Consider the following 13,249-nt stretch of genomic DNA (forward strand, 5'->3'; position numbering starts at 1 on the left):
TATACTTGGAGACAAGTACGTACGGTTCGGGGGGGAGTACATGGAAACCTATCATAGAAATATGATAAGGCGCTGGGTACTTACCCTACCTAATGTATCAACATACTCTCCCCAACCATATACATCAATTCTACTACCATAGTTAGAGAAACCTAAACGTTTATGAGGAACTCTTGCAGTAGATGCTCCAACTATAATAGCTCCTGAATCTTTAAAGTCTGGACTATTTCGATTTAAAATCTGTTTACCATTACGGTCTTTAAATTCATCTAAATCAATCCCACCATTACCAGCTGCTTCTACAATAATAATGCCTTTATCTGTACCTTTGCGAATTGCGTTAAATATACTCGGGTATACTTCTACTGGTAAAGGGTCATCTCCATATCCATCATATTTAAAGGATTCTTCTATTAATAAAACATCTCCAGCCTGTAAAGAATCTACGGCACTTAAAATAGCATCTCTTACATCGATTCTCCCATTATCTCGGATCACTGAAATTACTTTTGCCTTTGCTTTTGGTGCAATCCCAATGTTCCCAATCCTATTGTCAGCTGCAGAAACAACACCTAGAACTGAAGTACCGTGAGAAAGATCATTACTCATTTTTCCAGACATAAATTCAATATTTTGACCGACTAAATCTTCATGATTTAATAACCAGCCTTCTTCCAAATCTACAAAGGTTGCTCCTTGACCATCTCCTCCTTTAATTCCCCAAGCATAAGGAGCATTAATTCCTAAAGGTGCCTCTTCAAGATATCCCTGTCTCGAAAATCTAGGTTCATCATAAGGATTGATTGATAATACAGGCAATCTCGAGCTAGTTGTTGTGTTTATACTCTTATTAGAACGAAATTGTATTTTACTAGAATCGTTATTGGCAGCATGTACTGTATTTGTTACAAATGTCGTACCTACCCCAGCAAAAGTTGTAATTGCAAGTGATGATACCAACATACCTTTAAAATTTTTCATCTTTCCACCTCTAGTTTTCTATTAGAATTAACATATTTAATAATGTGTATGAACCAAAAATCTTTTTATCTTATTATAAAAATTAATAGATTTTTATAACTTTTTGATTTACATAAAAACTCCTTTCATTCTTGTAATTCAATGTGTATATTTCAAAATAACAAACTAACTGTAACTATTATAGTTACACCTTTATTGATTTTCAACTACGAAATATAAATTTTTAAAAATAAATTTATATTACTTTAAAACAGAGCTAACCTTTTACGCATATAAAAAAACAAAATATCTGTGCAAATTACAGCGGTGAATAAGTTTATAGACTGCAAAAAACCAAGAAAAAGCAAAACACTAAGTGCTTTGCTCCTTATAAAATTCCTTTTAACTTTTCACCAATTAACCTCGCTACATACTCATAGCCTTCTGGTCCAAAGTGTAATCCATCTTTTTCACCATTTTCTACAAATCTTTTATAATCCCGTTCTTGAATCATTTCAGCGAATACGTTTAGAAAATAACTTCCTGTTTCCCTCGCCACTTTCTCCACCACGTCTGCATACTGACCAAGCACTCTATTTGTTCTATTACGCTGTCTTTCTTCATCAACTGGTGCAGGACTAATCAGTAGTACTTTATCTGATGAAATATGGTTCACAATCTTCTCTAAGTTTTCTTTATATGCTTGTAATGACACTTGAGAAAAAGAAACTGCATCATTCGTACCAAGAAAAACTGTTACGAAATCTGGTTTATATGATATTACATCTTCTTCAATCCTATGTAACGCATCGAATGTATTATCCCCTGGAACACCTGCATTCACTACTTTCCACTTCGGAAACATCTCTTGCAAACGTGGTGTTAATCTCGGCATTCCATCAAAAAATGTTTCATCAGCTGTAATACTATCTCCAAAGCACACTAACGTTTTCATTAAGCTACTCTCCTTTTACGTATGAAACAACTTTCCTTCTATTGCTTTTATATATCTTTCAGCAGAACGTTCAACTGCCTCATTTGCATTTTCTTTTACTACTCGATGAAAAGCATTGTATAAACGATTAAACTGTAACGGCTTCACTCGGTTCACCATTTCTTCCACTTTTCTCGCTGGTAATGGAATTAAGTTTGGATAGCTATACATAAAACTTACCCACCGCTCATCCGCTACAACTTGAATAATATCACCTGTTAACAAAATCCCTTTTCCATCATTACCTTCTTCCCAATGCAATACAGAACCACCACTAAAATGTCCTCCAAGACGATGTACAGTAATCCCATCCGCTAATTGTAAAGACCCACCAGACCAATAAATAATACGACTACTTGGGCGCATCACCCATTCTTTATCATCTTCATGTATATAAATTGGTACATCAAATGTCTCTGCCCATTCTACTTGCGTTGAATAATAATGAGGATGAGACAATGCAATTGCATCTAATCCACCAAGCTCTTTTATTTTCGCAATTGTCGTTTCATCTAAATACGTAATGCAGTCCCATAGTAAACGATATGACTCTGTTTTCACTATAAATGCCGTTTGACCGATCGCAAATCCTGGTTTTGTCGTAATACTATAAAGTCCATTTTCCTCTTTGATTATTTCATTTTTATATGTATCATCTGTTTGCAAATTTTCTAAAGTCGTCCAAGACTGCCCTTTCGGATTCACATATTGCCTCTCTTCATCACAAATATGACAACTCACCGGTTCCTCTACACTCGCTGCATACTGCACACCGCACGTTGTACAAACGAAATTTTTCATCATAATTCCCCCTATCCCTATATTTTTATTAAGCTGATTTTTGTTGATAATAATCTACTTTTTTATTTTCAATTAATAAACTTATAAAAGTAAGTAAATAGGCAACTGTAACCGATAATGGAATTACAGTAAATCCTTTTTCGCTTCTGCAACATTCATCTCACTATCTCCCCCAAAATATTTGTACTAAAAAGTCACCTCAACCTCACCCATCCAATAACGCCAAGCTGCTAAATAATCTTCTAAATCTTTCGGGTGGTGCCGTAAACATGTATCTATACGCAAATATAATCCTATGACTATTTCTTCATATAAATCACGGTCTTTTTTATAAAATACACATTGTTTCATCGCATAACCAATCGTTTCTTTTGTTAAATCTTCCGGAGTTGAACAGAACGCATAAATTAAATCATATATAGGATCTCCTAACACTGGTAAAGGATCAATTACACCGTGCAGTTTATTCTCTTGAAATATAAAATTATGAAATCCAAGATCACCATGCAATAAAAATGGCTCATTTATTCCAGTCCCCCTACTTGGACTATTTGCTAACTTAAAAACCGTTCTATACTCTTCCTCACTTATATAACGTCTTACATTTTCATGAGCTTCCATCACATTTGTCGTTAAAAATTCATTCCAAGATTGAACTGGGCTTTCTTTCCATCCCCAGCCATCAACCTCTGTAGCTACTTCATACTTATTGATAACTTCCTTTACAAGTTTACTAAGAACACTCCGTTTATGGCCTAGTTTGCAAGAAGTTGTGCCCTCAAGGAATGAGTAAACAATATAGCGATTTAAAGGTTCCTTATATAAAAGCTTTGGAAATAATTCGTCCTTTTTATAAAACTGAAGAAAATAAGCTTCTTCACGTATGACATCCGATTCATTCAACTTTATAACGTATTGTTCATCTAACAAATATATAGTACTTGTCGTTCCCCCGTTTAATGCTTTTACGCTATTTGGATAATGTGAAATAACTTTTTCCTTAACTAGTTGTGCAGTGATTATTGAAATGTCCATTCTCTCACCCTTCAACTCCGAATATTTCCTTAATTCAAAAGACAACTTTACTATTATTTGACAAACAAAAGTAAAATCCTTTCAATCGCCCTGATATAACAAACAACAACTTTATTTTATTACAATGACTTTCTTCAATATTCCATTTATGATAACGTGATTTTATCACTCTAAATGCTCTTCATATACTCTAATAATTTCTATTGCAGGGTCTCTGTCTTGTAATTTATGAGCCAAACTTTCTATACCAAACACTTCTGTAAACGTATGACTACCTACAATTAAATTAATTCCTTTAAATTTCGCATGTTGCACTGTATATAATGTTTTTTCACCTGTTATGTACGTGTCACATCCTTTTTCTAATGCACGTTCAATCAAATTTGTATTATTTCCTGCACCGGTTAAGATTGCAATCCGTTTTACTGGTTTATCGTGATTTCTCCAGCTCTTCACTTTCTCTTCCATTTTTTCTTCAAGTTTTCCAACTAAGTTTGAAAAAGGAATCGCTTCTTTATATTCTCCTATTCCCGGTAGTTCTTCTTCCTCATAGGTTGAATATTCCAGTATTGTATCTATCCCAATTTCGTTAAATAACGATGTACACGTGCCAAACTTTACAAAATCTAACGGTAAATGAATCCAAAAATGATTCATTTCATATTGCTTCAATTTCTCAATACAAGCCTCTTCCATACCAAATAAAAAACTCCACGGCGCATGATGTGTAACTATCATATCAACTCCATTTCGATACGCTTCTTCAATAGTTTCTAACGTTAAATTTGTTGTGTAACCGATTTTGTGAAATTCATCTTTACTTATATAAGTAAAACCATATTCATCATCGCCATATTTATGAAGATGCTCTCCAAATAGTGATGTTATATGTTCATTAAACTGCTTTATATTCATTTTTATTTCTCCTTTCATTTACTTTTATATTTCATAAATAAGGAAATACTAAATTACAACGTTACATACATATAGGAGGACAATATGAAACCTGAATTTTTAAAAGCTGTACATGATGCAATCGGAAATGTCGAACACATTCATATAGAAGAAAGCGGTGCTGACAGCTTACTTATCCATCATGATGATGCACAGCAGTTACAACAAGTCGCTAAAACGCTAGAAAATAACAATTTTCGCTCTGCTTTAAGAACAACTGGAAATGCTTCGTATATTGAAGTATTGAACAGATAATGAAAGTCCGGATGTATGCCGGGCTTTCTTTTTTATATTGAAACTTCAAATTCTTTCACATACACCGCTGTTCCAGCAATATCAATTTGTAAATTCGCATCCCCTTCAACTTTCGTTACATACACCGTTACACGACCATCTTTATGTATTTCCTGTCCTTGTTCAACAATTAACTCCATTTCATGGTCAAAATCTTTTTCCAAATACATCGCATAATACGCCCCCATTACACCTGAAGCTGTTCCTGTCACTGGATCTTCTATCGTTCCAGCATAAGCCGATGAGAAATGACGTCCATGCATTTGTGCTAGTTCATCATAAGTATCTAGACAAATTGGGTGAATAGAAGCGTTAGGTATTTCTTTTAATACTGATGGAAACATCTCATTGTTAGGCTTCATTCTCTCACACGCATCTAGATTTTTAATCGGTACAATTACTGTCCAATTACCAGTACTTCCATATACAATCGGTAAACTTACATCTAAATCATTTACTTCTAAACCGATACTATGAGCTAATTCTTCTTTTGAACCCGTAAATTCTTTAAACTGAGGTGCTGCCTGCCTCATTTTAATAAAGGTTTCTCCATTTTCTTTTACACCTATTTGTATCGGTAAAATCCCAGCCTTCGTTTCAATCATAAGGTTACTTTTCTCTTCTAATAAACCTTTTTCGCGCAAGGCATATATCGTTCCTACTGTCCCATGACCACATAAATCCATTTCAAAACCAGGGGTAAAATAGCGCATTCTTATATCTCCTACTTCTGAGGAAAGAACAAAAGTTGTTTCGTTATATCCAACCTTTTCAGCAATAATTTGCATTTCCTCTTCCGTTAATCCATCTGCTTCTAATACAATACCTGCTGGATTTCCCTTATTTGGTTTATTCGTAAATGCGTCGTAATGAAATACATTTATAGTCTTCATTTTCTTTTCCCCTTATTTGTCCATTTCTTTATTTTTATAATCAATAAGAAAATCCATCTAACCAACTTTCATAATCAGCTTTTTGAAATGGACGTATAATGAGTCTATCCGTCTCTACTTCTAGCTTCATTTAATTTCATCCCTCAAATTATTAATTGAATATTCTTTATTATCTTACACAAAATACAAAATCTAGTAAATTATTATGTTTTTGATACATAAAAACCCAGTCATGCTTTATACATAACTGGGTTCTCCATTATTTCATAATTTTCTATTTCACAAGAACAGCATCTCGTAATTCCCTCTTCAACACTTTCCCTAAAGCGTTTTTCGGTAACTCATCTATGAATACCACTTCTGGAATTTTGTAACTTGCTAACTTCTCCTTACAATACTGAATAATACTTTCTTCTGTTAATGTTATTTCGCCATCCTTCACAATGTAAGCTCTTGGAACCTCTCCCCAAAAGTCATCTGGAACTCCAACTACTGCAACTTCTAAAACACCATGTATTTCATGAATAACATCTTCTACTTGATCTGGATATACATTGTCACCACCGCGTATAATAACGTCTTTATATCTTCCCATAATATGCAGGAATCCATCATCATCTATCATGCCAGCATCACCCATGTTAAACCAGTTATCTTTTACTACCTTCTTTGTCGCCTTTTCATTATTCCAATATCCTTTAAACATGTATGGACTTTTCACATGAATCTCTCCAACTTCATTTGTTGTTAGTTCATGTCCTGTTTCTGGGTGAACAATTTTCACCTCTACATTTTTCAAGGTCTTTCCTACAGAAGACATCTTTTCTTTTCCCATCATTGGATGCCATGAGGTTACAACCCAACCTTCTGTACTACCATAGCCTTGCACCATATATATGCCTTTTTCCATATATTTTTGAATGAGTGTTTCTGGCACTTTTGTACCACCGCTTTGTGCTACTTTAAAGGTTGAAATGTTACGTTCTTTTTTATTTAGTTCATCAAGCATGTAACTATAAACGGCTGGGAAAGCAAGCATCGTAGTAATTTTCTCTTCTTCAATCTTATCCCAAATAAGAGCAGGATTCGAATCAGCTAAGAAGATCATCGTAACGCCATGATAAATACAATTTAAAATAGAAAGCACGCCACTCATATGAAACAATGGATGCACAGATAAAAAGCGTTCACCTGCTGGGATTTCTCTTTGTCCCGCAATTTCAGCAAAATAATGATGTAAGTTTTTATGTCCAATTACACATGCTTTTGCCTGTCCAGTCGTTTCTGATGTAAACAAGTAAATGGCATCGTCTTCTTCATGAACTTCTACGTTCGGTTCTGTCGTTGGCTGTTTTTGCAACTCTAATTCAAATGAACCAAAGTCTTCTTTTGTTGTTTGAATTACATAAGGAATTTCTTTAACAGCATCAACCTTTAATAACACTTCATTAAATTCTTCATCAATAACTAACACTTTTAATTTCGCTTCTTTTACAATCGTTTCTAATTCATAAACAGTCAGCTGATGATTTAGCGGAATAAATACCGCTCCAATTTTTAAACTTGCCATCATAACGCTTGGAAATGGGTGATTATTTTTGCATAGTATTCCTATACGATCTCCTCTTTGCACACCATTATATAACAAATAATGTGCAAACTGATTTACTCGTTCATTATATTGCTGAAACGAATATCTTTTCTTCCCCCCTACAAGCGCTTCCAAATTTGGTGATTGCATTGCTCTCTTTTGTAATAATTGTCGCATCGTTCTCAAGTAAAACTCCCCTTTATATATGTTAGGTTTTTTATTTTACCAGATTAACTATTAATTTACTAAAGATTACACTTAGTGAATATAAGAAGAATATAAAATATCCATTTACTTTACAAGTAAATGGATATTTCCCATTATATATTAGAATACTTCTTGTTCATCACATATTGCACATACTCAGGTGCACTTTTATCAATCTCTTCATCACTTAGTTTATATTCTGCACCATATAAATAAAAGGAAGGTATAAATTCCATACCTGTGTATAAGCATGTAGCTTGGAATGGTTTCGTCAACTCATCCATTGTAATTCTACTATTTTCATAGTCTTTTTCTAATCCACCTATAGAAATAGCTACACCAAATTCTTTCCCCTTCACTTTATCTCCTTTAGATCCGTATGCAAATCCATATGTTAATACATCATCGAACCATTTTTTTAATAATGGTGGTGAGCTGTACCAGTAAAGCGGAAATTGAAATATATATCTGTCATGTTCTACTAATAACTTTTGCTCTTCTTCAATATTAAACTCCCAATTCGGTGCCACTTTATACAATTCATGCACCGTAATTTCATCCGAATATTTCTCAAGTTCTTCAATCCATCTTTTATTAATTTTTGATTTTTCAATATCAGGATGTGCTACAATTACAAGTGTTTTCATCTTTTTTCATCCCCTTTATAAATTATTCAACCCTTTACGTATTAGTATGAATGAGTCACATATAATTGAAAAGTACGTACTTTAAAGTGCTATAGGAACCTTAAAGTACCTGTGGAGGTGTTATATGAATCAAAATGATAATTGCCCAATTGCAACAACACTCGATGTAATCGGTGGAAAATGGAAAGTTCATATTTTATGTATTTTGTCGGATGGAAAAATGCGAACAAATGAAATTAAACGAGAAATCCCAAACATTACACAAAAGGTTCTTACACAACAACTTCGGCAACTTGAAGCTGATGGGATTATCTATCGTACCGTATATCAAGAAGTTCCACCAAAGGTTGAGTACACACTAAGTGAATACGGAAAATCTTTAATGCAAATAATGGATAATCTGTTTGAATGGGGAAAAGATCATCAGATTAAAAGATTACATGACTAAAAAAGCACTATATACTTTGTTTCATCCTCTACGTTCATATTTTTTATTTCTATAAAGTTTATTTTCATCATTTTTTAGCTAACTTGTTTTCTTAGATTGATGGACGTGACCCCACATCCATCAATCTAAAAAGATACAATTAGAAAAATGAGATTTCTATAAAGTTTCGCATATAAACACTACTTCAGCCTCATTAAACGCTCGCTCTACTTTTTCTAATCTCAATTGTACGTAAGCTATAAAGAAGCACCCCTAAACCGAGAATTTTTTCATTATTAGACGCATTAGAACCTAAGGTAATAGTAGGTACATTTAAACCCATAAACCTTTCACTCCATTCTATAGGCATATAAAAAGATACTCCTTAAAAATAAAAAACGCTATTCTCTCTGTAAAATCATAGAAAAGAATAGCGCTTTTTATTTTGAAATAGAAATCATCATTTAAACTAAACATGCTAATATTGATTTTGTGCGATTGTCAGTTACCTCATAATAAATTTCTAATCCTTTCCGAGTACCTGTAACCATTTTAGCAGCTTTTAATTTAGATAAATGTTGACTAATTGTACTTTGAGGCATTTGTAAATCCCCATACATTGTTGTTACATTAGTAGGACCTTTTGCAAGCATTATTTTTACTAAAGATAGACGAACTGGATGCGCCAATACCTTTAACACCTCAGCGATTTCTTGAAACATTTCTTTTTTTTCTTTCATCTTATTTCTCCCCTTTTATATACATATTTATGTTATCCATATATATAATTCGAAGGTATATGCGTTTTTGTGTCCGTCATTGAAAAAAAATATAAAAAAACTTTAATCCGAAACTAAAGGATTAGCTTAACATAATGTCTCACCATTAATGATGAATAGGAATCTCATTATAGAAGCAGCAGTTTTTATACTACACCTCTACATTCAACTAACTAAAACCAATGAAAAAAAGAGCAGATAGTCTGCCCTTTTATGATGCCTCCTTATGTTCCGTGGAATGTTTAACACTCCCCAGTCTCTTTAGTTTATTCCACCCTACCGCTACTCCTCGAAGCGATGAGAATATAGATTTAATGACAACATAAGTCATAAATTGACGATAAATAAAACGTTGTAAAATTAACCATGCCAATGGTTTTGGGTTCTCTTCCTCTAATTTAAATGCGAACAGAGAAGCGAGAAGATCCATTAAAAAGAATACAAGATAAAATCCTAAAACTTTTAGCGGATTACTACTAAATATTCCTATAATCATTAATATATCTGCAAAAGGAGCAATGAATTGCAGCACATATTGGAATAACCACATATTAGGCAGTGCAATAAATCCTAATGTTTTATGCTTTGGATTACATAACGCTTTTCGATGTTTCCAAAGACATTGAAGTGTACCATATGACCAACGATACCGCTGTTTAATGAGACTTTTCACATCTTCAGGTGATTCCGTAAAAGCATGAGCTTTTTCTTCATATACAATTCTATGCCCTTGACGTAAAAATGTAATAGTAAGATCCGTATCTTCTGCTAACGTATCTTCGCTTAAATATCCAGATTCAACTACATTCTTTTTGCGCCACGCCCCAATAGCTCCTGGAACTACTGTAATACAATTTAACTCATCAAAAGCTCTACGTTCTAAATTAAACCCTGTAATGTACTCAACATGTTGCCAAGTAGTTAACAAATTCCGTCTATTCCCCACTTTGACATTACCTGAAACTGCAGCTACATTCTGATCTTCAAAGTGTCTAACCATTAGAGAAATGGCGTCTTGCGCAATAATAGTATCCGCATCTAAAGTGACAATTATTTCTCCTCGCGATTGTTGAAACCCTAGGTTCATTGCCGATGATTTCCCGCCGTTTTCTTTCTGAATGAAACGAACTTTAGGGTGTTTATAAAATGTTTCTTTCATTACTTTTGACGTACCATCTGTCGATCCGTCATCCACAACAATAACTTCAAATTCTCTATAATTACTATCCAAAATTGAGTGAATTGTCTTGGCTATCACCTTTTCTTCATTATATGCTGCTATGACAACACTAACAAAAGGTTGATAGGACGAATTAATATAGCGAGATAACGTTTTTCTTTTCTGCTTCCATGCAAAATAAATTAAGAATAAAAATCGAAAAATCCCTAATCCAATAGCAATATAAAAAATAGTTGTTAATATATGCTTAAAGTATCCTGCCCCTGAAAAGACAGCTTTATTGTAAAGTAAATATTGCTTCCCCTCAGAAGAAACAGGAGGCATAATTTCATCTCGTTCTTTATTCATTAAATCTGAAATTGTTACAAAACTATATCCATTTTTTTTAAGTTCTTTAATAATAATGGGAAGCGCTTCTACCGTATGGGCACGATTCCCTCCCGCATCATGGAGAAGAACAATATTTCCCTCTCCCTTATAAATGGGAGTAAGAGCACGCTTTACTAATTCATTCGTTGATGGTGTTGCCCAGTCTTCAGGATCAACTTTTTCCGCCACCATTGTATAGTTCATATTTTGTGCACGCAAAATAGGCAATATTTCATTTGATGAATCTGGGTTAGCATCGGCTTCATATGGCGGTCTAAATAAAACCGTAGAATGTCCAGTTATTTCCTGAATTAAACGTTGCGTCGTATTAAGTTCCAATTTTGTTCGTAGTAAAGACGTATCAGCGACGTTAGGATGCTTGAAAGTATGATTGCCAATTTCATGCCCTTCATCGTATATTCTTTTTACAATACTAGTATTTAGTTGCGCGTTTTCACCAAGTACAAAAAAAGCAGCTTTTATTTGATTCTCTTTTAATATATCTAAAATTTCTGGCGTATATTTCGGGTCTGGTCCATCATCAAATGTTAATACTACTTGTTTCCCATTTGGTTTTCCATATCGTTGCACTTCATATGCAGATGGTAAGGATTGATATACTTCATCTGTAATATAACCATCTTTGCCTACTTTAAAATCTCTCAATCCATTTTTTCTTTCATTCTCAATCTGTAAAATTTCACCTTGTCCAGAATAATTCACTTCATCTAAACTACTGATTCTATGTAATACATTAGGATTTTTTTGTACCTCAATAAGATTTTTTAAAACTTTCCATATTGTAGGATCTTCTGCTCCTAATCTCCATAGCGCAAACCCCTTTGCATTATTGTCCATTGCGATTTTCACTTGATTATAAAGAGTAACACCGTCTAAGAACCAAGCAGTATGTTCTTTCTCTCCTGTTTTATATCTAAAATACGGATTTCCACTCATCTTATCCCATTGAATTTTTATATTTGAATCATGAGCCATTGCCATAACTTCTGAGAAAGTCAAAGACTTCGCAGCTTCTTTACTATTTACTTCCCAATCGTATCCATAGTTACCGAAAGCAACTATAAGTTTATCAGACGTAATATTCAGTTCTTTTAATGTATGTTGGAACCATTTATTTGAAGCAATTGGTCCTGGTTCCCCGGCTCCATAGTGCTCATCGTACATCATTACAATCATACGATCTATTATTTTTCCTAATGCACTATAATCAAAAGCCTTATCATTAGCTGGAACATCTTGTGTGACGAGCAAATCATGTTTATGAAAGGCCGTAGTAAGTTCTTTCATAAAATTTGTTAAGTTTTCTTTATCACTTTCAGGTACGGACTCAAAGTCAATATTAATACCTGAAAACTGACTCTTTTTAACTTCGCTTACTAAATTATTAATAAATTTCGTCTTCACATCATTCGGCGAATTCAGTAACTTATGGATAAGCTCACTATCAGGGCCAGAAGCTTTTTCTGTATAGTTAGTAAGTAACGGCATAATCTTCACATGATTTTTTTTTGCTAGTTTTACAATCTCAGGTTTTATCTCACTTCTAATCGTTAAATCTTCTTTTAAATGATACCATTCTGGTACTAACGTGGTTAATGAATCGATATTTTCTTTTAAAGAAGCGGTACTATTTTCATCCCAGTTTATATAAAAACCATACACTTCTTTAGGATGTTTACTATCCTTCGGCGGATTCACCAAATTTTTATTATCCTTCGTTTCGGTATTTGGGTTAAATGCTTCCTCCTTTAACTGCTGATCACTAAGTTTTTGATTAATTGGTACCAGTTTCGTATCTTGTTGTACAGCGGTATTCATATTTGGAATTTCTGGTGTTGAAAAAATACTTTGAAAGAAAAAATAAAATACAACACTTACACTAACTATTGAGATACATAGAAACCAAATAAAGGCTATGTTTCTCCTTCCTTTCGGATCATAAAAAACGGGTTTTTCTTTATCTTTCTCTTGTTGAATGTTTTTCTCCATTATATTTTTCACATACTCCTTCTTAATAAAACTATAGAATAATAAAGTGCAACTTTAATCAGTGGGGGTTTTGTTCATCCCCCACTAATCATCAGCCCTCACCAATCG

Annotated in this window: 12 protein-coding genes and 3 pseudogenes; 2 read left to right on the plus strand and 13 right to left on the minus strand. The window is 33.6% G+C overall.

Going from position 1 to position 13,249, the window contains the following annotated elements:
• Positions 1-72: 72 nt before the first annotated feature.
• The 6 genes and pseudogenes from MR169_RS20950 to MR169_RS20970 all read right to left on the minus strand — a co-directional run.
• Positions 73-981: pseudogene (locus tag MR169_RS20950) on the minus strand (S8 family peptidase); the annotation flags it as partial.
• A 367-nt stretch (positions 982-1,348) separates the two neighbouring features.
• Positions 1,349-1,915, minus strand: a complete 567-nt coding sequence (locus tag MR169_RS20955; protein WP_000855198.1) for an SGNH/GDSL hydrolase family protein — start codon at positions 1,913-1,915, stop codon at positions 1,349-1,351.
• Positions 1,916-1,930: 15 nt separating this feature from the next.
• Positions 1,931-2,758: an MBL fold metallo-hydrolase gene (locus tag MR169_RS20960; protein ID WP_242319967.1), complete on the minus strand. Its 828-nt coding sequence runs from the start codon at positions 2,756-2,758 to the stop codon at positions 1,931-1,933.
• Between the two features lie 25 nt (positions 2,759-2,783).
• A pseudogene (locus MR169_RS28520) lies at positions 2,784-2,900 on the minus strand (DUF7010 family protein); the annotation flags it as partial.
• Between the two features lie 41 nt (positions 2,901-2,941).
• Positions 2,942-3,790: an aminoglycoside phosphotransferase family protein gene (locus MR169_RS20965; RefSeq protein ID WP_000355249.1), complete on the minus strand. Its 849-nt coding sequence runs from the start codon at positions 3,788-3,790 to the stop codon at positions 2,942-2,944.
• A 165-nt stretch (positions 3,791-3,955) separates the two neighbouring features.
• The gene (locus MR169_RS20970; RefSeq protein WP_001022447.1) at positions 3,956-4,705 is read right to left on the minus strand and encodes a Nif3-like dinuclear metal center hexameric protein; all 750 of its coding nucleotides are present in this window, start codon (positions 4,703-4,705) and stop codon (positions 3,956-3,958) included.
• Between the two features lie 84 nt (positions 4,706-4,789).
• Between MR169_RS20970 and MR169_RS20975 the strand changes: the two genes are divergently transcribed.
• The gene (locus MR169_RS20975; RefSeq protein ID WP_000801654.1) at positions 4,790-4,999 is read left to right on the plus strand and encodes a hypothetical protein; all 210 of its coding nucleotides are present in this window, start codon (positions 4,790-4,792) and stop codon (positions 4,997-4,999) included.
• A gap of 32 nt (positions 5,000-5,031) precedes the next feature.
• Here the strand turns inward: MR169_RS20975 and MR169_RS20980 are convergent, their stop codons facing one another.
• The 4 genes and pseudogenes from MR169_RS20980 to MR169_RS20995 form a co-directional block, all read right to left on the minus strand.
• A complete protein-coding gene (locus MR169_RS20980; RefSeq protein ID WP_000849320.1) occupies positions 5,032-5,931 on the minus strand; it encodes a PhzF family phenazine biosynthesis isomerase in 900 nt (299 codons plus the stop codon).
• Positions 5,932-5,977: 46 nt separating this feature from the next.
• Positions 5,978-6,061: pseudogene (locus MR169_RS20985) on the minus strand (GNAT family N-acetyltransferase); the annotation flags it as partial.
• Between the two features lie 144 nt (positions 6,062-6,205).
• Positions 6,206-7,699: a class I adenylate-forming enzyme family protein gene (locus MR169_RS20990; protein ID WP_242319980.1), complete on the minus strand. Its 1,494-nt coding sequence runs from the start codon at positions 7,697-7,699 to the stop codon at positions 6,206-6,208.
• A gap of 143 nt (positions 7,700-7,842) precedes the next feature.
• Positions 7,843-8,376 (minus strand): NAD(P)H-dependent oxidoreductase, encoded by a 534-nt coding sequence (locus MR169_RS20995; protein WP_000855232.1) that lies wholly within the window; start codon positions 8,374-8,376, stop codon positions 7,843-7,845.
• Positions 8,377-8,500: 124 nt separating this feature from the next.
• On the opposite strand from MR169_RS20995, the gene MR169_RS21000 reads away from it, so the two are divergent.
• Positions 8,501-8,824 (plus strand): winged helix-turn-helix transcriptional regulator, encoded by a 324-nt coding sequence (locus MR169_RS21000; protein ID WP_001072981.1) that lies wholly within the window; start codon positions 8,501-8,503, stop codon positions 8,822-8,824.
• Between the two features lie 193 nt (positions 8,825-9,017).
• Here MR169_RS21000 and MR169_RS21005 read toward each other — a convergent pair whose 3' ends face one another.
• From MR169_RS21005 to MR169_RS21015, 3 genes are all read right to left on the minus strand, one after another.
• The gene (locus MR169_RS21005) at positions 9,018-9,173 is read right to left on the minus strand and encodes a hypothetical protein (RefSeq protein WP_001121202.1); all 156 of its coding nucleotides are present in this window, start codon (positions 9,171-9,173) and stop codon (positions 9,018-9,020) included.
• A 94-nt stretch (positions 9,174-9,267) separates the two neighbouring features.
• Positions 9,268-9,543, minus strand: coding sequence for an ArsR/SmtB family transcription factor (locus MR169_RS21010; protein ID WP_000660066.1), 276 nt, complete (start codon positions 9,541-9,543; stop codon positions 9,268-9,270).
• Positions 9,544-9,793: 250 nt separating this feature from the next.
• The gene (locus tag MR169_RS21015; RefSeq protein WP_242319981.1) at positions 9,794-13,141 is read right to left on the minus strand and encodes a trifunctional glycoside hydrolase family 18/polysaccharide deacetylase/glycosyltransferase family 2 protein; all 3,348 of its coding nucleotides are present in this window, start codon (positions 13,139-13,141) and stop codon (positions 9,794-9,796) included.
• Between the last annotated feature and the right edge of the window lie 108 nt (positions 13,142-13,249).

The sequence above is a fragment of the Bacillus cereus group sp. BfR-BA-01349 genome, assembly GCF_022663795.1.
GTDB lineage: Bacteria > Bacillota > Bacilli > Bacillales > Bacillaceae_G > Bacillus_A > Bacillus_A cereus.